This is a genomic window from Acidisoma sp., from assembly GCF_035492295.1.
Taxonomy (GTDB): domain Bacteria; phylum Pseudomonadota; class Alphaproteobacteria; order Acetobacterales; family Acetobacteraceae; genus Acidisoma.
Genome location: NZ_DATJJK010000197.1, coordinates 1 through 20,056, shown reverse-complemented (window position 1 = coordinate 20,056; position 20,056 = coordinate 1). Strand labels below are relative to the sequence as shown.

The window sequence follows — 20,056 nt, the reverse complement described above, 5'->3', positions numbered from 1 at the left end:
TTCTATATTGACTTTAGTAAATTATATAATGATGTTGGATGACGCAAGAGGCGCGTATCGCCGGGGAGCTGAAACTTGGATCAGGCGGATAACGGGTCGGGGATCGATGGCCAGGCGTTGCCCTTACTGCATGAATCAGCCCCCGATTTTCATGCGCGGACCACCCAGGGCGAGCGCGGGCTTGAGGACTATCGCGGGCGTTGGCTGATTTTCTTCGCCCACCCGGCCGATTTCACGCCGGTCTGCACAAGCGAATTCCTCGCCTTTGCCAATAACTACGATCGCTTTCAGGCGATCGGCTGCGATCTACTCGGCCTCTCGGTCGACAGCCTCTTTGCCCATATCGCATGGCTCGACAGTATCGAGCGCAGCTTCGGCGTGCGCGTGCCCTTCCCGATTGTCGAAGACCCATCGATGGTCATCGCCCGCGCCTACGGCATGCTCCATCCCGGCGCCCATACCAGCGCGACCGTCCGGGCGACCTTCGTCATCGACCCTGCCGGCATTATCCGCGCCATCACCTGGTATCCGATGTCGATCGGCCGAAGCGTCGAGGAATTGCTGCGGCTGGTGACCGCGCTCCAGACGAGCGATGCGCAGGAGGTTTTCACCCCCGAAGGCTGGCGTCCGGGTGAGCCCATTCTGCACCCGCCCGCCCTCACTCTGCCCGAAGCACATGCGCGGGTCGGGGGCGGTGCCTGGTATTATCGTCTGGGGAAAGCCCGTGGTTGATGCTTCGGGAGGGCCGGCAGCGGCGGATCTCGCCACCCGCGTGACGGAGGTCGCCGATCTGCTCAAGCTGCTCGGCAATCCGCAGCGGCTGATGATCGCCTGCCTGCTGGCCGAGGGCGAGTGTGCCGTCAGCGAGATCGAGGCGCGCCTCGGCATCCGCCAACCGAGTCTTTCCCAGCAGCTGGGGGCCTTGCGTGAGGCCAGGGTCATCCAGGGGCGGCGCGAGGCCAAAGCGGTCATCTATCACCTGGCTGACGACCGTGTGCCGCTGCTGCTTTCGGCGCTGCAGCGCATCTTCTGTCCCGAAGGGGTCGAGGCCGCTGCGGCGGCACTCGCCCCAGTTTTGGCCCCAGTTTTGGCTCCAGCCCTGGACCCGGCGCGGAGCCAGGCGCTGGCGGGGGCGACATCCTCGTCCTTCGCCCAGGCCGGTGTCGCGTCTTTCGCACGCCTACGGCCAGCCTTTGGCAGAGACGGGAATGCCGCATGAACTGGCCCCTCTATTTTCAATCGCTCTGCGGCGGCCTGCTGATCGGCGGTGCGGCCGCGCTCTTTCTCCTACTCAACGGGCGCATCGCGGGCATCAGCGGCATCATCGGCAGCCTCTTCGGTCCGCCGAGTGCGGAAACTGTGACCAACGTCACCTTCCTCGTCGGTCTTCTGCTCGGTCCGCTGCTCTATGCGGCCTTCGCCGGACATCTGCCGAAGGTCGATATCGCAGCCGGGTTCGGCACGCTGGTCGCTGGCGGGTTGCTCGTCGGCTTCGGCACGCGGCTTGGTTCCGGCTGCACCAGCGGCCACGGGGTCTGCGGTCTCGCCCGCCTCTCGCCGCGCTCGATGGCGGCGGTCGGCATGTTCATGGCTGCGGCGATCGTGACGGTGTTCATCACCCATCATTTTCTGGCCGGAGACGCCCGGTGAGGCCGCTCGCCGGACTGTTCGCCGGGCTCGTCTTCGGCCTCGGTCTAGCCCTGTCGGGTATGATGAACCCGGCGCGGATTCTGGGCTTTCTCGATGTCGCCGGTGCCTGGGACCCGAGCCTCGCCTTCGTCCTCGTCGGCGCCGTTGCCGTATCGACGATCGGTGTCCTGCTGGCGCGGCGATGCCGCACACCGGTCTTCGCCCAGCACTTTGGCTGGCCCGCGGTCTCGGGCATCGACGCAAAACTGCTCACAGGCGCCGCGCTTTTCGGGATCGGCTGGGGACTGGCCGGCTTCTGTCCCGGCCCTGCCATCGCCTCCCTCACGCTTGGCCTCGGCAAGAGTTTTCTGTTCGTCGCGGCCATGCTCGCTGGCATGGCGCTTTACCGGATCACAGTTCAATCGCGCCGCCGGCAATGATGGCGGAGGGGTAGGGATATATGGCCTTCAAGAAAATCGACGACAGTTATTGGATTTCCGCTCAACTGACCGAGGCGGAGGTTGCCGCGGCGGCGCTCGAGGGTTTCCGCATGGTGATCTGCAACCGGCCCGATGGCGAGGAGCCGGGGCAGGTTCCGGCGGCCGAGATCGCGGCGGCGGCGGCACGGCACGGCATGGAATTCCGCCATATCCCCGTCACCCCTGCCGGCGTTACGCCCGAGGCCGCCCGCCGCATGGCCGAGGCCCTGGCAGCGGCCGAGGGAGCCGTGCTCGCCTACTGCCGTTCGGGCAACCGCTCTGCGATGATCTGGCAATCCGCACAGGCGGTGACCCCGCCCTTCGCTCCGCAGGCTCCTCAGCCGAAGGTCTTCGATGTGGTCATCGTCGGCGGCGGGAGCGCCGGGATTGCGACGGCCGCGAGCCTTCTGAAGCGCCGCCCGAGGCTTGCCATCGCCGTGATCGAACCAGCTCAGGATCATTTCTATCAGCCGGGCTGGACGTTGGTCGGCGCCGGAGTCTTCCGGCCCGAAGTCACCCGCCGGCCGATGGCCCAGGTCATGCCGCCCTCGGTCACCTGGCTGCGGAAAGCCGCCACCGGCTTCTCGCCCGAGACCAATGAGGTCGTACTCGAAGGGGGGGATGCTGTCCGTTATCGCGTATTGGTGGCCGCCCCCGGCATCAAGCTCGACTGGGATGCCATTCCCGGGCTTGTCGAGGCACTCGGCCGCAACAACGTCACCTCGAACTACCGCTTCGATCTCGCTCCCTACACACAGGAGATCGTGCGGAACTGGCGGGGCGGGCGGGCGCTCTTCACGCAGCCGCCGATGCCCATCAAATGTGCCGGCGCGCCGCAGAAGGCCTTGTACCTGTCCTGCGATCAGTGGCGGCAGGCCGGGACGCTAAGCAACACCAAGGTCGCCTTTCACAATGCTGGCGGCGTCCTCTTCGGTGTGCCCGACTACGTTCCTGCGCTCATGGACTACATCAAGCGTTACGGTGTCGATCTGCGCTTCCAGTCGCGGCTCGTCGCGGTCGACGGTGCCGCGCGCGTCGCGACCTTCGAACGCCGTGCGACCGACGGCAGCATGGCACATGTTCATGAAGAATTTGACATGCTGCACGCGGTGCCGCCGCAGACCGCGCCCGATTTCGTGCGCAACAGTCCACTTGCCGGCGTGAGCGGTTACGTCGACGTTGATCAGGATACCTTGCGGCACACCCGCTACCCGAATGTCTTCGGCCTCGGTGACGGTTGTTCGACTTCCAATGCCAAGACCGCAGCTGCGGCGCGCGTGCAGGCACCCGTTGTGGCGCTGAACGTTCTTTCCGCACTCGACGGCAAACCGCCCGTCGCCGTCTATGACGGCTACGGCTCCTGCCCATTGACTGTGGAGCGCGGCCGCATCGTGCTCGCGGAATTCGGCTATGGCGGCAAATTGCATCCGACTTTCCCGAAATTCATTCTGGACGGCACGAAGCCGAGCCGACTCGCCTGGTTTCTCAAGGACCGCATGCTGCCCTGGATTTATTGGCAGGGCATGCTGAAGGGGCGCGAGTGGCTGGCCGCCCCGCGTCCGATCTCGATCCGGGGCTGAGGCAAGCGAGGGTACCATGGATCTGCTTCATGGAGTGGTTGCCGTTCTCTGCGGCGGGCTCGTCGGCTTCACGCTCGGGCTCATCGGCGGTGGCGGCTCGATCATGGCGACGCCGCTGCTTCTCTATGTCGTGGGATTGCCGCCCCATGTCGCCATCGGCACCGGCGCGCTTGCCGTCTCGGCCAATGCCTTCGGCAACTTTGGCGGCTATGCGCGGCAGGGAATCGTGCGCTGGCAATGCGCCATCCTCTTTTCCATCGTCGGCGTCCTCGGCGCTGCCTTGGGCTCGGTGCTCGGCAAGCAGGTCGACGGCAAACAGCTCATCTTCCTCTTCGCGATCCTGATGGTGGTGGTCGGTATCCTCATGCTGCGTCGGAAGGAACGACCGACGAGCAGTGCGGAGGGGAGCGACAGTGGCCGGCTCTGCCGGCTCTGGCAGCCGGCCTCCCGCAATCAATGGCCGCTGCTCGGCATGGCGCTCGCCGTCGGCATCCTCTCAGGATTCTTCGGCATCGGCGGCGGGTTTCTCATCGTGCCGGGCCTGCTCTTCGCGACCGGCATGCCGATGATCTGTGCCATAGGCTCGTCACTGCTCGCGGTCGGTGCCTTCGGCCTGACCACCGCGATCAGTTACGGGGCGTCGGGCCTCGTCGACTGGATTGTTGCTCTCGAATATATCGCGGGCGGCTTCGCAGGAGGGATGCTCGGCATGGCTTTGACGAAGAGCCTTGCCGGCCGCAAATCCGCCCTCAACCGGGTCTTCGCCGGCTTCGTCTTCGTCGTGGCCGCCTACATGCTCTACCGCAACGCGGCGGTCGTGCATCTCTGAGGACGTGTCACACTGGCGGCGCGAGGGAGAGGCGCCAGGTTTCGCCCATCAGCGGCGTGCCGAAAGTATCGTGCATCGCGGTTTCGCTGATGGTGAAGCCGTGGCTTGCGTAGATGCGCCGTGCGGTCTCCAGGATCGTATGGGTCCAAAGCACGATCTCGCGATAGCCCGCCGCACGGGCGAATTCGAGACAGGTGGCGACGAGGGCATGACCGATTCCGAGACCCTGAGCAAAGGGTTCGACATAGAGGAGGCGCAGGCGGCAGACGTTATCTCCCTCGTCGGTCAGCATGACCGAGCCCGCCATCATCCCCTCGACCTCGGCGATCCAGCACTGCTCGCGCCCTGGTTTGAAGTCGCGCAAGAAATCGGTCGTGACCTGCCCGATCACCACCTCGATCTGCTCGCTCCAACCATAGGTCTCGCGATAGAGAATGGACTGGCGCGCGGCGATCAGCCCCATGTCGCCGGCCCGGACGCTACGCAGGGTGAAACCGCGCTCGCCGGCGCCTGGATCAAGCAGGCTCTGGGTGATGGTCAAGGCCGAGACGAGCTGGTTCCGCTCGGGGAGGCTGAGTCGCTGCAGAATTCCTTCCACCACCTTGTTCTGCCGCTGGTCGAGTTCGGCGAAGGCGGCCTGCCCCGCGACGGTCAGCGTGATCGGCCGGCGCCGGGCATCCTGTTCTCCACGCTGACGCGCGATCCATCCCCGCGTCTCGAAGCGACGCAGCACGCGGCTCACGAAACCCGCGTCCATCTTCAGGGCAAGTTGCAGATCAGCCGCCAGCGGCCGGGTGCGATTGGCGATCTCGTAGAGCAGCCGGGCTTCGGCGATCGTCATCTCCATGCCCGCGAAATGCGGATCGAGGGCGCCCACAAACTGGGTGAAGAAGCGGCTGAACCGGCGGAACTGACTGATGGCGGAACTCATGCGCGACGATGCGCCGGAAAAGTTGCCTCCGTCAAGTAAATTCATGGGGCGTAAAATCCATCGAGGATACAGAGAGGGACGGCTACGAGGCTGCCGAGCGCCGCCGCCGCGATGAGGAGGAAGCAGGCGCCGCGCAGGACCGTCGCGTGCCGTGTCGCGATTCCCCCCGGGCAGAGCAGCACCAGCGCCGGCAACAGCGGCAGAAAATAGCGACCACTTGGGCCCTGAACCCGCGTTTCCCCGACCCTCGTCCAGGTCAGATACTGAGAAATGTAGATCGCAACGACGGCTATTGCGAGGGCAAACAGAACGGCGATGGCATCAGGAGCGCGCAGCCGCGCGGGCGGCGGTGCCGGATGCAGCCGATCAAGCGCGAAGCCGGCAGCGAGCGCGAGCGCCCAAAGCGCATAGACCCAGCCGGGAAGGCGGAGCGACAGGAAGCCGAGCACGCCGATGAACTGGAGCAGAAGGGCGTGGTCCGGCAGGATCGACTGTAGCGTGAGCGTGACGATGCGGCTCGGCGCGGCCAGCAGGACTTGAAGTTGCGCCAGCGGATCTGGCGAGAAAAAGATGCGGCTGCCAGGGCCCGGCCAGAGCGGGCCGGCATGATAGGGCGGCAGAGGCGGCCAGGGCACGCTGATGTGCCACATCGCGAAGCCGGTCCAGGCGAGTGCGGGCAGTGCGACCAGAGTGGCCAGGGCCGTGCGCAGAAGGCAGGCGCGCCGTATCTCGATCGGCAGGACCGGCAGCAGCAGCAGGCTCGCATAGGGCAGCTTGGCGAGGGCTGTGAAGCCGAGCAGCAGAAGCGCGAGCAGCCAGGGCGTGGGCACCGGACGGGCAGCGGTGCCGCGCCAGGGGGCAGGGCCATCCGCGCGGGTCAGCAGGGCGAGCGCCAGCACCGTGCTCGCGATCAGCAGGCCGTCCTGGTTCAGCGAGGCGGCGAGCGAGACCTCCATCGGCAGCGCCAGCGTGCAAAGCAGCAGCCCGTGGCCGCTGCGCGCGGTACGCAGCGCCGCGAAACCGAGCAGCGCGTAAGTGAAGAGATTGATCATCCTTCCCGCCAGCACAGCGGCGGACGGGCCGCCTTGCAGGAGTTCAATCACACGCATCGCGATGGCGGACGGCAGGTAGAAGATCGGCAGATAGAGGGCGAGCGGGGTGATCTCGGCGAAGCTTCGCTGTCCGCGCCATTGCGCGGCGCGAGCGGCGCGCAGCCTCGCGGGCGTCACCCATTGGCCGGGGCCGGTGACGGCCATGGCGTCGAGCAGGCCGGGATCGGCCTCTACCCCTGCCGCCGCCGCCACGCGTCCGTTCGGCAGCCGGATCGTTGCGCGATGCCCGGCGATCTCGCCATGGCCGAGGCTTTCGGCGCGCAGTGCATGGGCAGCTTCGTCTGCGACGCCACCCGGTGGAGTCACGAGCGCAAGGATGATGCCGAGCGGCAGCACGAGGCACAGAAAGATGAGGAGCGAGATGCGTCGCGCGGATTTTACGGACGCGGCGCCGATCCGGACGACCGGGCGGGGCGTGGGGTGCGCGGCCTCCGGCGGGAAGAAGTGCCGCTCGGGGTCGTTCCAGGCATCCCAGGCGCGGTCCGTTCTCATGCTGCCATGCCGCCGGCAGGGCCGGCGCCGGTCTGCGCCACCGGGTCTCCGGGAATGAGGTATCCGCCGCCGGCATCGAAGAGTGGCGAGCGCCGGAGGCCGAGGCGGGATAGGCGGAAGGTGAGGGACGTGCGCAGCACGCCGAGGCCGTAGATCACACTGCGCCGGAAATTGATGCTGGACGCTTCGGCGAAATAGCGCGTGGGGCAGGAGATTTCCCCGAGGCGGAAACCGTACCGCACGGCGAGCGTCAGCATCTCGTTGTCAAAGACGAAGTCGTCCGAGCAGCGCAGCAGAGGCAGGCTTCCGAGCACCTCGCGGCTCCACGCCCGATAGCCCGTATGGTATTCGGAAAGGCGCTGCCCCAGCAGCAGGTTTTGCACGGCGGTCAGGCCGCGATTGGCCCAGTACTTGTAGCCCGGCATGCCGCCTGCCCGGGCTTGGCCACCAAGGATTCGCGAGCCGAGCACGACGTCATAATGACCGGAGGCGATCATCGAGGCCATCGCGGTCACAAGGCGCGGCGAATACTGATAGTCGGGATGGAGCATGACGACGATGTCGGCGCCGCGACCCAAGGCGGCGGCGTAACAGGTCTTCTGATTGGCACCATAGCCCCGGTTACGATCGTGCCGGATCGTGTGCAGGGCGAGATTGCGGGCAAGCGAGACGGTGCCATCCTTGCTGGCGTCATCGGTCAGGATGACATCGTCGACGATATGGCGGGGAATTTCCGCGATCGTGCGGGCCAGGGTGCGTTCCGCATTGTAGGCAGGCAGGACGACGGCGACGCGTTTTCCGAGAAGCATGAAACCTTCCGTCCATCAGTGGGCGCGCAGAGGCTATACCGTGGGAAAATTTCCCACGCAAGAACTGTGGGACACTTTCCCACAGACAGCCGGACGTGTTACCTTTCGTTTCGACCGATGAACCCGCATGCCCTCCCCACCGAAGCGATCCTGAATGCTGCCGCTCATTTGCTGCGGCCGCTCGTGCGTTTGTTGCTACGGGTCGGCATCACCTTCCCCCTCCTGGCGGATCGGCTGCGCCTGCTTTTCGTGGAAGTGGCGGCCGCGAGCCTCGCCGAAAAAGCGCGGACGGACAGCCGCATCAGCCTGGCGACGGGCATTCACCGCAAAGAGATCCGCCGCCTGCGCGAGGCAGGGCAGGGGGCGCCGGTGCCCGCGCTCGTGGAACCCTCGGCGGTTACCCTGACCAGCGCCATTCTCTCCCGCTGGCTTGGGACGCTCGGCGAATCGCCGATCGAGGGAGAGGTGCCGAGCCTGCCGCGCGTGGCTGCCGAAGGCCCGTCTTTCGAGACGCTCGTGCGGTCGGTTACCAAGGACGTGCGGCCGCGCGCGGTGCTGGATGACTGGCTGGCCCAGGGCATCGTCGCGCTGGATGCGGAGGATCGCGTGCGTCTCAATACCTTCGCCTTCGTGCCCCTGCCGGGAGCGGAGGCGCAACTGTTCTATTTCGGCCGCAACTTGCACGATCATCTGGCGGCGGCCTCGGCCAATGTTCTGGCCGCCGAGGCGGCGCCCTTCCCGGATCTCAGTCTGCATTACGACCGGCTGAGCGCACCCGCCGCGGCGGCGCTGGAAGCTGCGGCCCGGGCCGGGGCGGCGCGGTTGCTGCGCGATCTCAACCGGCGCGCCGCCGCAATCGCCGCCGAGGATGACGCGCCTGGCGAGAAGGGCCTGACCCGCCGGGTTAACCTCGGCGTCTACCTCTATGTTGCGGACGACGTGGAGAAGGGGCCGGAGGCATGAGGCTGTCGCGGCTCGCCTCCCTTTCCCTGCTCGCGGCAGTGCTGCCCGCCAGCTGCGCGCCTGTGATGCGTCCGCCTGCGGACAGTGGCGGGGCGAGAACTGTCGTCGTGCCGCCCGACTGGCTGCACGGGCCCGGGTCCGGGCAGACCTGCCGCGCGACGCCGGATGGTCGGCCGATCGAGCTCGCAGAGCGCGGCGTTGGCGGCACCGGGCCCCTGCAGCCGACCGCACCCAAGCCACAGCCGGGCAAATCGGACCCCACCGGCGTTGCCGCCATCATCACTGGCTTCGGCAGTGTCTGTCTCGCCGGGCTGGAAGTCAGCCTCGCCCCCGATGTTTCCGTCTCGGTCGACGGTGCGCCCGCTGCCGAGGGCAGTCTGCGGGCCGGCCAGCGTGCGGCGCTGACGGCACGTTGGGAAGACGGGCGGCCCGTCACTGGGGCGATCGCGGTCCGCCACGAGGTGGTGGGGCCCATCGATTCCCTGGGCTCAGACGGGCGCCTGACCGTAGCGGGGCAGCCCGTGCGGGTGGTCGCAGGTGATTGGCGTGCGGCGAAGCTTGCGCTCGGTGCCTGGATTTCCGTCAGCGGCCTGCACGCGCCGAATGGCGTCATCCTGGCGAGCCGGATCGACCCCGCACCCGCGGGCGGCGTGCTGCTGCGCGGTCGGCTCTCCGGCGGCCCTGGGAACTGGCACATGGGCGACCTTGCGATCGACCTGCCGGGTGATCCGGTCGCGGCGACCGGCGCCATTGTGGTGCGCGGCCGGCTTCAGCACGGACGTCTGCAGGTTGCCTTCTGGCAGCCGGACTTGCTGGAGACGAATCCTGCCGGCTACTTCGGCCCTGCGGTGCATCGCTATGCGATTCAAGCGCTGGTGGCGCCGGATGGCCACGCGCTGGCGAGCTACGATTTCAAGGTGCCGCTGCCCCGCGACGTGCCCCTGCCTAGTTCGGTCGTACCCGCCCTGATCGGCTTCGAGCGGACGGGGATTGAGGGCATGGCCGCGACCTCGATCAGTCCTGAAGGCGGAGCCGGGGTTGGCTTCGAGAGCCATGCTGACCCGGGAATGGGCCCGCCCATGCGAGGGGAGGATGGCACCGCGCATGGGCCTGCCGCGCCCGGTCTTGGCATGGGTGCCGGCGCGGGTCCTGGGTCCGGCAGATCCGGTGGCGACACCGGCCACGCTGGCCACGGTCCGCCCTGAAGGCCGGGAATGATATCGGCGCCAGAGATCGGGCAGGCTCGCCGACGATACTGACGCTCTCGAATAGTTGAGTGATCGCCTGGGGCGATCACGGCGCGTCTGTCGCCTCCGACGGGCCCCGCACAGGGGCTGCACGCGGTCTCGTGAATGGAAAATGGCTTTTTGCGGGCAACATCACGGGCACGGACCCTTGGATGGGCATCCAATCCCTCGTGCGGAGAAAAGCCATGGCCCTGAATGTCAGCGACTACATTTGGAATCGCCTCGGAGAATGGGGTCTCAAGCGGGTCTATGGCTATCCGGGCGATGGCGTCGGCGGGCTCGACGTCGCACTCGAAAAGGCCAAGGACCGGATGCAATACGTTCAGGTGCGGCACGAGGAGATGGCGGCCTTCATGGCCTCCGCCCACGCCAAGTTCACCGGCCAGGTTGGTCTCTGCTACGCGACCTCGGGCCCCGGGGCGATCCACCTTCTCAACGGCCTTTATGATGCGAAGATGGATCATGTGCCGGTCGTCGCCATCGTCGGCCAGCAGGCGCGCAGTGCCATCGGCGCCAGCTACCAGCAAGAGGTTGATCTTCAGACCCTGTTCAAGGATGTGGCTGGCGACTACGTCGTGACCTGTAGCGTGCCCGCCCAGGTGCGCCACGCGATCGACCGCGCCGTACGCATCGCAAGCGCGCGTCGTGTGGTCACTTGCGTGATCCTGCCGAACGATCTGCAGCTGATGCCCTATGAAGAGCCGCCCATGGCGCATGGCGCGACCCATACTGGCGTGGGCTATGCCGGACCGGCCAAGCTGCCGGACGATGCCTCGCTGAAGCAGGCGGCCGAGATTCTCAATTCCGGCAAGAAGGTCGCCATGTTGGTAGGCGCCGGCGCGCTGGAGGCGACCGACGAGGTGATTGCGATTGCCGACAAGCTTCAGGCGGGCTGCGCCAAGGCGCTGCTCGGCAAGGCGGCGCTGCCGGATGATCTGCCCTGGGTTACGGGCTCGCTCGGCCTGCTCGGCACCAAGCCTTCCTGGGATCTGATGAAGGAATGCGACACTTTCCTGATGGTGGGCTCTTCCTTCCCGTATAGCGAGTTCTTGCCTAAACCCGGCCAGGCGCGCGGCGTGCAGATCGATATCGACGCCGGTGCGCTCAGTCTCCGCTATCCCATGGAATTCAGCATGGTGGGTGACACCGCAACCACGCTGCGCGCGTTGTTGCCCTACCTGCAGCAAAAGACCGGCACGGGCTGGCGGAAGAAGATCGAGGGCGAAGTCCAGACCTGGTGGAAGACGCTGGAGGAGCGGGCCATGCAGGGGGCTGAGCCGCTCAACCCGCAGCGCGTCTTCTGGGAGCTGTCTCCCCGCCTGCCGGAACGTGCGATCATCACCGCCGACAGTGGATCGGTCGCGAACTGGTATGCGCGCGATCTCAAGATGCGGCGCGGCATGAAGGCCTCGCTCTCCGGCGGTCTCGCCTCGCTGGGTGCCGGCACGCCTTACGCGGTCGCTGCCAAAATGGCCTATCCGGACCGCACCGTGATTGCCTGCATGGGCGACGGCGCCATGCAGATGAACGGCCTCAACGTCATGATCACGATCAGCAAATACTGGCAGCAATGGTCTAATCCCCGGCTGATCGTGCTTGTGCTCAACAATCGCGATCTCAACCAGGTGACCTGGGAGGAGCGGGTGCAGATGGGCGCCGGAAAGACCGAGAGCACGCAAAGCATCCCGGATTTTCCCTATCACAAATATGCGGAGCTTCTCGGCCTCAAGGGCATTTTCGTCGACCATCCCGATCGTGTCGGCGCGGCGTGGGACGAGGCGCTTTCCGCGGATTGCCCGGTCATCCTCGAAGCCTATACCGACCCCAACGTGCCGCCGCTGCCGCCGCACATCACGCTCAAGGATGCGCGCAACTTCATGGGCTCCCTGCTGACCGAGCCTGAGCGGGAAAGCGTCATCGTCAACAGTGCCAAGGAAATGCTCGCGGGCGTGCTGCCGGGCCGCCGGGGCTGACCCATGCTGAAGGACACAGCGATAACGGGCCTCACGGCCCGTGCCTATACGGTGCCGACTGACCAGCCGGAGGCGGACGGCACGCTGTCCTGGAACAGCACGACGATGATCGTTGTGGAGCTTTCCGCAGGCGGCCAGAGCGGGATTGGCTATACTTATGCCGATCCCGCTGCTGCGACGCTCATCAACGGCAAACTCGGCCCGCTGGTTACCGGCGGGGACGCGATGGATATCCGCGGTCACTGGATGCGGCTGCGCGGTGCGGTACGCAATCTCGGCCGATCGGGTCTTGTATCGTCCGCAATCGCCGCAATTGACACGGCATTGTGGGATCTGAAGGCGCGCCTCCTGGATCTTCCGCTCGCCTCCCTGCTCGGTCAGGCGCGCAATCAGGTGGAAATCTACGGCAGCGGCGGCTTCACCTCCTATGACAACCGAACCCTCGCGGACCAGCTCGCGGGATGGGTGGAGCGCGATGGTTGCCGTGCTGTCAAAGTGAAGATTGGGTCGGAACCCGAACGGGACCCGGCCCGCGTCGCTGCCGCACGCCACGCGATCGGTGATGCGGCTCAGCTTTTCGTCGATGCCAACGGCGCCTTTTCGCCCCGTACGGCGCTGCATTACACGCATCTTTTCGCCGACATGGCGGATATTCGTTGGATGGAGGAGCCGGTCTCCTCGGACGATCTCGCCGGACTGGTCGCCGTGCGCCGTGCCGCCCCCTCCCGCGTCGACATTGCAGCCGGTGAATACGTCTATACAGAGGACGACGCGCGCCACATGCTGGCAGCCGAGGCTGTAGACGTGCAGCAGGCGGACATCACCCGCTGCGGCGGCCTGACCGGTTTTCTCGACATCGCCGCGCTGACCGCCGCACACCATCGCGATCTCTCGGCCCATTGCGCACCCGCGCTGCATCTGCACGCCGCTTGCGCGGTGGAGCGGCTCCGCCATCTCGAATGGTTCCACGATCATGTGCGGATCGAACACATGTTCTTCGACGGCGCGCCTGTGCCCCACCAGGGGGCCATCGCGCCGGACATGAGCCGCCCTGGCCACGGCCTATCCTTCAAACGCTCCGTGGCAGAGCGCTACGCCGCCTGAGGAGACAAGCATGAGCACTGAGAGACCAACCGGCGAGGTCGCGGCTGCCCTCGCGATGCTCGGCGGCGCGGCCGTTCTGGGCGGCGTCGCGCTGGCGCTGAAAAAGGCTCCGTCGGCGGAGGCCCCGCTGGCCGCCCGTGCCCAATGGTCGCTGCCTCGCCCGCTCGCCAAACCGCCGGCCGTGCCGCCGCTCGACCGTAAAACCACCGTGCGCGCGGCCCGCAGGCTGAACCGTGCGGCCGGCACGCTGGCCCTCTCTGTCCTCGCGGACAGCGCGGTCGAGCATTACCGTGGATCCTTTCACAACAAGGCGATGGTGACGCCGCTCGTAACCTCGGCGCTGTCTCTGATGGTGAGCGCGCACGGGCATTTCGATAACCGGCGCGGCGCTCATATCGCGCGCGACATGGTTTATGCCACAGCCGGCATCACCGGCCTCGTCGGCACGGGGTTCCACCTTTACAACGTCGCCAAGAAGCCGGGCGGCATTTCCTGGCAAAACCTGTTCTATCAGGCGCCTCTCGGTGCGCCGGCGGCGCTGACGCTTTCCGGCATGCTGGGCTTTCTCTCCGAGCGTTTGCGGGACAATCCCACGGACGAGCATCCCACCATTCTGGGTTTTCCCGCGGGCCGCATCCTGGGGCTCATGACAAGCCTGGGCCTCCTCGGCACGGTGGCGGAGGCGGGGCTGCTGCATTTCCGTGGCGCCTACCACAACCCGGCGATGTACCTGCCCGTGACGGCGCCGCCGACCGCGGCCGCCCTGCTCGCCGCGAGCTCGCTGGCGGAGGGCGGGCGTCCGAGACCGCTCACGCGCTGGTGGCTGCGCTTCACGGCGCTGCTCGGCTTTCTCGGTTGCGGCTTCCACGCGGTGGGCGTCGGCCGGAACATGGGCGGCTGGCGCAACTGGCGGCAGACGCTGCTGAACGGGCCGCCGCTGCCGGCGCCCCCGAGCTTCGCCGGCCTTGCCCTCGCGGGGCTCGCCGCCCTTGGATTGATGGAGGACCCCCCCGATGACTGAACGCGATCTTTTTCCCGGATATGACGTGCTGTCCAAGCGCCTGTCCCCCTCCTGGAATGACCAGACGCGTGCGGTGGTCAATGCTCGTCTCGCCGTGCCGCGCGAACCGCGTTTCCTCAAGCCTGAACTCTTCCAAATTCTGGAGGCGGCGGCGGCGCGTCTCGTGCCGCAGCCCAGCGGCCGGGCTCCCGTGCCGATCGCGGCTTATGTCGACGAGAAGCTCTTCGAAAATAAGAGAGACGGTTATCGTCTCGTGCAGCTGCCCGACCAGGGCGAATGCTACCTCCGCGGCCTCGCAGGGCTGGACGAGGCGGCCCGGCATCAGTTTAGCAAATCCTTCGTGCAGTTGGATGGATCGGAGCAGGACCAGATCCTGAGCGCCTGCCAGCGCGGCGCGCTGCGGGACGGCGCCTGGGGCGACATGCCCTGCGGCCTCTTCTTCTCCCACCGCCTGCTGACCGATGTCACCACCGTCTATTACGCCCATCCTTCCGCCTGGTCGGAAATGGGTTTCGGCGGCCCCGCCAGCCCGCGCGGCTATGTCCGCATGGGTGCCAACCGGCGCGACCCATGGGAAGCGGCGGAGGCAGAGCCCGGCCGGGAAGAAATTGCCCGGGTGGAGAACGCTCATGTCCGCTGATGCGTTGAGTGAACCGCGCGCGACGGGCGGCCGCGCGCCGGACGTCTTCAAGCCCGGCGGCTGGATCAAGATGCGCGAGTATCCGGAGACCGAGGCTGTGGATTTCGTTGTCATCGGCACGGGTGCCGGTGGCGGCCCGCTCATCGCGCGTCTCGCGGAGCAGGGCTTCTCCGTCGTCGGCTTCGATGCCGGACCCTATTTCCGTCCGCTTGAAGATTTCGCCTCCGACGAAGTGGCGCAGGACAAGCTCTACTGGACCGATCAACGCATTGTGGACGGCGCCAATCCGCTTCGCATGGGCGGCAACAACAGCGGCAAGGCGGTGGGCGGCAGCACGGTCCATTTCGCCATGGTCTCGCTCCGCTTCCGTCCGGACTGGTTCAAGTCCCGCACCAAGCTTGGCTATGGCGTGGATTGGCCGCTCGATTGGCAGGAGATGTGGCGTTACTACGAAATGGCGGAGCAGGCCTTGGCGATCTCCGGCCCGGTCAAGTATCCATGGGGGCCGAAGCGTCCGCGCTACCCCTATCGTGCGCATGAATTGAATGCGGCCGCCGAGATCCTGGCGCGCGGTGCGGAAGCCCAGGGCTATGCCTGGTCACCGACGCCGCTCGCGACCGTCTCCGCGCCGCGCGGCGATTCTCCGCCTTGCGTCTATCGCGGCTTCTGTCGCTTCGGCTGCTCGACGAATGCCAAGCAGAGCCAGCTCGTGACCTTCATCCCCCGCGGCATCAAGGCTGGCGCCGAGATCCGCGATCTCGCCATGGTGGGGAAAATCGAGATGGGGCCGGACGGCCGCGCCCGCGGGGTGCATTATCATCGCGCGGGGGAATGGCGCTTCCAGCGTGCGAAGAACGTCATCGTCGCGGGCTATGCGATCGAGACGCCGCGCCTGCTCCTGGCTTCAGCAACCGACCGCTTCCCTGAGGGGCTCGCCAATTCCTCCGGCCTTGTCGGTAAGAATCTGATGACCCAGTCCAATCAGGCAGTGTTCGGCACGGTGCCGGAGCAGGTGCGCTGGTACAAGGGGCCGCCATCCCTCGCCATTACCGAGCATTGGAATTATGACGACCGCAAGGATTTCTTCGGCGGCTATGCCTGGATGTCCCAGGGGCCGCTGCCGATCGAATGGGCCTCCATCGTCACCGGCTCGCTCGGTCTCTGGGGGCAGCCGTTGCGGAACGCCATGCAGCAGTATAACCACGCGGTCGGCATCAAGATGGTGGGTGAGATGCTGCCGGAGGAGCGCAATTGCGTGACGCTCGCGGACGAGGTCGATCAATACGGCCTCCGTATTCCACGCATCACCTACAGCTGGGGCGAGAATGACAAAGCCCTGATCCAGCATGCGCTGAGGGAGATGCAGACGAGCATGGAACTGGCCGGCGTCAGGGATGTCTTCCGGCAGGAGAACGATACCAACCATCTCGCCGGCACCGCGCGCATGGGCTTCGACCCGAAAACGAGCGTGGTCAACGCCGATTGCCGAAGCTGGGACATTCCTAATCTCTGGATCTGCGACGGCTCGGTATTTCCGACCGTTGGCGGGGTCAATCCTTCGCTCACCATTACCGCGCTATCGCTGCGCACGGCGGACCGGATCAAGGCGATGGCTGGGGGCGGGGAGTTGTGACCCCGCACCGGTCTTTGTTGAAAATACGATATAAGAAGTCTCAGGCGAACATCTGTTCCGCGATGTAGCTGCCTTCCTGCGGAGCAGGCGGCACGAAGAAAATGCCCGAGCCGATATGCGCGATATATTCGTTCAACGCGTCCGATGCGCCGAGCTTGGTCTGCAGCGTTTCGAATTGTGCCGGGTCTTTCTGGTAGGAGAGGAAGAGCAGGCCGGCATCGAGCAGGCCGAACTGATTGATGCCGTCGGTATAGTTGTAGGAGCGGCGCAGGATTTTGAGGCCGTCGTTGTTCTCATGCGCGACAAGGCGAATATGCGCATTCACGGGGATCGTCAGGTCGCCATTGCCATCCGTTTGGGCGAAATCAGGCGCGTCGAATTCCTTGGCACCGGTTAGCGGCGCGCCGGAGAGCTTGTGTCGGCCAAAGACGTTGTTCTGGTCGCTGACGCGATCCGTGTCCCAGTTCTCGATATGCATCTGGATCTTGCGAACGACCTGGTACGTACCCTGGCGCTGCCAGGCCGGGCCGTCCTTGATCCAGACAAACTCCTTGTAATCGTCATCGCTCTGGATGTTGCGTGTGCCGTCCTTGAAGCCGAGCAGGTTGCGCGGGGTGGACTGGCCGCGCCCGGCGGAAGCGCGGCCGAAACCCATCACCGTCCAGCGGGTGGAAGCGGCGCCCGTGCTTTTGGCGAGGCGGGCAAGGTCGCGCACCGCGTGATAGGCAACCTGCGGGTCATCCGCGCAAGCCTGGAGCGAAAGATCGCCCCCGGTCAGGTTAGGGTCGAGTGAATCGCTGGGTAGTTGCTTCAGCTCGCGCAGCAGCGCCGGCTTCTGGTGGGCGAGGCCGTAGATATCGGTGAAGACCTTGGGGCCGAGCCCCACGGTCACGGTGAGCGAGGCGGGACCGAGATTCATCGCCTCGCCGGTATCCATGCCGACCGCATTCGGTGCGTGCGGCTCCACCTGGCCGATGGTGCCGCCCTTCATCATCTGCGCGATGGCGGCGGACCACAGGGCCAGCAGCACCTGCAGATCCCGGCGCCTGGCGGTCGTCAGATCAAAGGTCATGTAGAAGACATGGCGCTGCGGCGGTGTCCGGATGCCCGCCTGTTCGGCCGTACCGTAGAAGGGATGGGACAGCGAGAGGTCGACCATATCCTCGGCCGCGGGTTCGGTGCCGGCCGCGGCGGGGAGGGCTCCCCCCACCGCGCCGACCGCGCCCAGCGTCGCGCCCATCAAAAGACCCCGGCGGGAGAAGGGGCAGCTGGCGCCCGCCTGTGCGCGGCGTTCGGTCATGATCAGTTACCCACGGCTCCGGCGGTCGCCACCTTCTCGGCGATCTTGGACAGGGGTTCCTGCAGCGCCTGGATCGCGCGGCTTAGCTTCGCGGCATCCGCCTTCCTGATGTCGGCCGTATAGACCACGTAGCCGCCCGGCACCTTCGGGTCACGGTAGCTGTCGAGCAGGGCGGTCACCTTGCTGAACTCGTTCTGCACGCGCGCGGTAAGATCGGGGTCGATCTTCTGCATGCCCGGTTCGAGGAAGGCGAAGGCTTGCTGGGCGCCTTCCACATTGCCCGCGAAATCAACGAGATCGTCGTGGCTGAAATTCTCTTCCTCGCCAGTGATCTTGGTTGTCTGCACCTCTTCCAGAAGATCGGCCGCGCCATTGCCGAGGTCTTCCGGCTTGTAGCTGAGACCCTTCACGAGCTTCGCCAGCAGGGTAACGTTCGTCTGCAGTTCGGCGGCGGTCGCCTTGGTCTGATCGGTGATCTTGCCGTCGCGGAAGAGGTCGCGCTCGATGAGATGGAAACCGTGCCAGCCGACCTTGGGGTCAAGATTCGAGCCGCGCATGTCGATCAGATAATCGAGGTTGCCGGCATTGTCGGTCGCTTTGAAGCCCGGCAGGATGAAGCCGTCCACGTCGGACTCGATACGCTCGTAGAAGGGGCGGGCGAGGGGGTATTCCGCGCGCGCCTTCTCCAGGTTGCCGGCATCGATATCGGCCTTCAGGATGCCGACCGCGGTCACCATCGCGTCCGCGACGCCTTCCACATAATGCGCGTAGCCTTCCGCGCCGGCCTGCAGCAACTGCGCGGCCGAGCCCGTGGCTTGTGCCGCCGCCTGGCCGGTAACCGCGAAGTTCACCATCTCGGCCGCGGCCCCCGGGCAGTAGATCTGATACTTGCCGCCGCCGAGCGTGAGCGTCAGCGCGACGGAGGGCAGACCCGGCGCAAGATTCTCCTTCTCGCCGAGAATGCGGTTGTCGTTCTGGATCTCGACCTCCGTGATGGCCGTCGCGGTTTTGTTCGTCACCGTAAAGGTGATCGGCCCAGCCTGGGCACTGTCATGGTCCAGCACGCAGGCGCCGCCATTGTCGTCCGTCAGGGTGATGGCGACATGGGAGACCCCTTTCACGACCGGGGCGACGCTGGCCGATTGCGCCTGCGCGAGCGACGAGAGCGCCGTCGTCAGCGTCAGGACGGTGCCAAGGCCCAGAGCGGAGAGAAGCGGCCGGTTCAGGCTATTCAGCGGCATGGGTCGATTCCTTTGTGGAACTGCGTCTGTGATGATCGAAAGAGGCACGGGGGGTCGCGCGGCGGCCTGCCTTGGCTGCTGTCACGACGATCAGGAGAAGTCCCGCGAGGCCGAGCAGCAGGGGCAGGTGTACGGCCCAGAAGCGCCGCTCCCGCCGGGCGTGCGGCAGGTCCTCGAGGGCGGTAGCGGCCCGTGCGGCATAGGCAGGTGAGACGGACCAGCCTGCGGCGCCCGCATAGGGGCCATGGCTCACGCTGAGAATCCGCGGGCTGCTCAATCCACTGCCGGAGAGGGCAAGAATCGTCGTGCCGCTCTGCCGGGCATCCTGCAGCATGTCGCCAGCGACCCAGACATGGGTCGAGGTTTGCAGTGTCCAGCGTGCCTGGTAGGGGCCGGGATGCTGGGCGGCATTGAGCCCCAGCGGCACACGGCCGCCGGCGAGTTCGACCACCTGGTCGAGTGTCAGCGTTGCCGGCGCACCTGCGGGGGTAGCGGTGGCGTCGAGATGCCATGCGCGGCCGCCGATGCCGTCATGCTGCTCGGCCTGGGCACGTTTTTCTGGAAGTGGAAGGATGGCCTTGCTGCCATCGGCACGGATGATGGAAAGGTTGGCGGCGGCGCCGTTCTGCGCTGGAGCAAATTGCGCCGAGCCGCCGCCTGCGAGCGGCGCACGCGCTGGCAGGCTGACCAAGGGCACCGGATAGAGCAGGGCGAGCCCCGCCGCCAGCGCGAGCAGGCCGGCCCCGATGCCGTAGCGCAGGTGGAGGATGCCGCGCGCCGACGGCCGGTGTTTCTGCGGCCAGTAAACGAAAAGACAGACCGGGATGAGATAGGCGAGCCAGCCAAGACCCTCGACCAGGCGCGGATCGGTTGGGATGCCGAGCACACCGGTGATCAGCGCCGATTGCACCGTACCGGGTGCGACCAGCCACGCGAGGTTAACGGTCATCTGCTGACCAGCATTGAGCCAGCCTGCTTCATGCGCGGTGCGGAGTGCGGAGATGACGAGGCCGGCGGCGACCAGGATGAGGAAGGCGCCGGTGACGCGAAAAAACCGGGACAGGTTGATCTTC

General features: G+C 66.2%; 19 protein-coding genes. 13 read left to right on the top strand and 6 right to left on the bottom strand.

Annotated elements, in window-relative coordinates; genetic code table 11:
* Positions 1-75: 75 nt before the first annotated feature.
* From VL752_RS14880 to VL752_RS14855, 6 genes are read left to right on the top strand one after another with little or no spacing between them, the layout of a single operon-like run.
* The gene (locus VL752_RS14880; RefSeq protein WP_325356630.1) at positions 76-732 is read left to right on the top strand and encodes a peroxiredoxin; all 657 of its coding nucleotides are present in this window, start codon (positions 76-78) and stop codon (positions 730-732) included.
* Positions 725-1,219 carry an ArsR/SmtB family transcription factor gene (locus tag VL752_RS14875; protein WP_325356628.1) on the top strand — a complete coding sequence of 165 codons (495 nt, stop codon included), beginning with the start codon at positions 725-727 and terminating at the stop codon, positions 1,217-1,219. Before VL752_RS14880 ends, VL752_RS14875 begins: the two co-directional genes overlap by 8 nt.
* On the top strand, positions 1,216-1,650 hold the full coding sequence (locus VL752_RS14870; protein WP_325356626.1) for a YeeE/YedE family protein: 435 nt from the start codon (positions 1,216-1,218) through the stop codon (positions 1,648-1,650). The genes VL752_RS14875 and VL752_RS14870 overlap by 4 nt, the downstream gene beginning before the upstream one ends.
* Positions 1,647-2,069: a DUF6691 family protein gene (locus tag VL752_RS14865; protein ID WP_325356624.1), complete on the top strand. Its 423-nt coding sequence runs from the start codon at positions 1,647-1,649 to the stop codon at positions 2,067-2,069. The genes VL752_RS14870 and VL752_RS14865 overlap by 4 nt, the downstream gene beginning before the upstream one ends.
* Positions 2,070-2,089: 20 nt before the next feature.
* Positions 2,090-3,688: a TIGR01244 family sulfur transferase gene (locus VL752_RS14860; RefSeq protein ID WP_325356622.1), complete on the top strand. Its 1,599-nt coding sequence runs from the start codon at positions 2,090-2,092 to the stop codon at positions 3,686-3,688.
* 16 nt (positions 3,689-3,704) lie between these two features.
* Positions 3,705-4,517, top strand: coding sequence for a sulfite exporter TauE/SafE family protein (locus VL752_RS14855; RefSeq protein WP_325356620.1), 813 nt, complete (start codon positions 3,705-3,707; stop codon positions 4,515-4,517).
* A 7-nt stretch (positions 4,518-4,524) separates the two neighbouring features.
* Here VL752_RS14855 and VL752_RS14850 read toward each other — a convergent pair whose 3' ends face one another.
* The 3 genes from VL752_RS14850 to VL752_RS14840 are packed head-to-tail and all read right to left on the bottom strand — an operon-like array spanning position 4,525 to position 7,861.
* The gene (locus tag VL752_RS14850) at positions 4,525-5,448 is read right to left on the bottom strand and encodes a bifunctional helix-turn-helix transcriptional regulator/GNAT family N-acetyltransferase (protein WP_325356618.1); all 924 of its coding nucleotides are present in this window, start codon (positions 5,446-5,448) and stop codon (positions 4,525-4,527) included.
* Positions 5,449-5,489: 41 nt separating this feature from the next.
* The gene (locus tag VL752_RS14845) at positions 5,490-7,052 is read right to left on the bottom strand and encodes a DUF2142 domain-containing protein (RefSeq protein WP_325356616.1); all 1,563 of its coding nucleotides are present in this window, start codon (positions 7,050-7,052) and stop codon (positions 5,490-5,492) included.
* Positions 7,049-7,861 carry a glycosyltransferase family 2 protein gene (locus VL752_RS14840; RefSeq protein WP_325356614.1) on the bottom strand — a complete coding sequence of 271 codons (813 nt, stop codon included), beginning with the start codon at positions 7,859-7,861 and terminating at the stop codon, positions 7,049-7,051. Before VL752_RS14840 ends, VL752_RS14845 begins: the two co-directional genes overlap by 4 nt.
* A 117-nt stretch (positions 7,862-7,978) precedes the next feature.
* Here VL752_RS14840 and VL752_RS14835 point away from each other — a divergent pair, with 117 nt between their 5' ends.
* The 7 genes from VL752_RS14835 to VL752_RS14805 all read left to right on the top strand — a co-directional run bounded on the left by VL752_RS14835 (position 7,979) and on the right by VL752_RS14805 (position 16,442).
* Positions 7,979-8,824 (top strand): DUF6502 family protein, encoded by an 846-nt coding sequence (locus VL752_RS14835; protein ID WP_325356612.1) that lies wholly within the window; start codon positions 7,979-7,981, stop codon positions 8,822-8,824.
* Positions 8,821-10,029, top strand: a complete 1,209-nt coding sequence (locus VL752_RS14830; RefSeq protein WP_325356610.1) for a DUF5666 domain-containing protein — start codon at positions 8,821-8,823, stop codon at positions 10,027-10,029. Before VL752_RS14835 ends, VL752_RS14830 begins: the two co-directional genes overlap by 4 nt.
* A 227-nt stretch (positions 10,030-10,256) precedes the next feature.
* Positions 10,257-12,044 carry a thiamine pyrophosphate-requiring protein gene (locus tag VL752_RS14825; RefSeq protein ID WP_325356608.1) on the top strand — a complete coding sequence of 596 codons (1,788 nt, stop codon included), beginning with the start codon at positions 10,257-10,259 and terminating at the stop codon, positions 12,042-12,044.
* Positions 12,045-12,047: 3 nt separating this feature from the next.
* Entirely contained in the window at positions 12,048-13,148 is a 1,101-nt protein-coding gene (locus tag VL752_RS14820) for an enolase C-terminal domain-like protein (RefSeq protein ID WP_325356606.1), read from the top strand.
* A 10-nt stretch (positions 13,149-13,158) separates the two neighbouring features.
* The gene (locus VL752_RS14815) at positions 13,159-14,169 is read left to right on the top strand and encodes a hypothetical protein (protein WP_325356604.1); all 1,011 of its coding nucleotides are present in this window, start codon (positions 13,159-13,161) and stop codon (positions 14,167-14,169) included.
* Complete coding sequence (locus VL752_RS14810; protein ID WP_325356602.1) at positions 14,162-14,809, top strand: gluconate 2-dehydrogenase subunit 3 family protein; 648 nt, start codon at positions 14,162-14,164, stop codon at positions 14,807-14,809. Before VL752_RS14815 ends, VL752_RS14810 begins: the two co-directional genes overlap by 8 nt.
* On the top strand, positions 14,799-16,442 hold the full coding sequence (locus VL752_RS14805) for a GMC family oxidoreductase (protein ID WP_325356600.1): 1,644 nt from the start codon (positions 14,799-14,801) through the stop codon (positions 16,440-16,442). Before VL752_RS14810 ends, VL752_RS14805 begins: the two co-directional genes overlap by 11 nt.
* Before the next feature lie 40 nt (positions 16,443-16,482).
* Here VL752_RS14805 and efeB read toward each other — a convergent pair whose 3' ends face one another.
* From efeB to VL752_RS14790, 3 genes are all read right to left on the bottom strand, one after another.
* Complete coding sequence (gene efeB, locus VL752_RS14800) at positions 16,483-17,742, bottom strand: iron uptake transporter deferrochelatase/peroxidase subunit (RefSeq protein WP_325356598.1); 1,260 nt, start codon at positions 17,740-17,742, stop codon at positions 16,483-16,485.
* A gap of 2 nt (positions 17,743-17,744) precedes the next feature.
* Positions 17,745-18,983 carry an iron uptake system protein EfeO gene (gene efeO, locus VL752_RS14795; RefSeq protein WP_325356596.1) on the bottom strand — a complete coding sequence of 413 codons (1,239 nt, stop codon included), beginning with the start codon at positions 18,981-18,983 and terminating at the stop codon, positions 17,745-17,747.
* A partial coding sequence (locus VL752_RS14790) for an FTR1 family protein (RefSeq protein WP_325356594.1) occupies positions 18,970-20,056 on the bottom strand: 1,087 nt, incomplete at its 5' end. The genes VL752_RS14790 and efeO, both read right to left, overlap by 14 nt.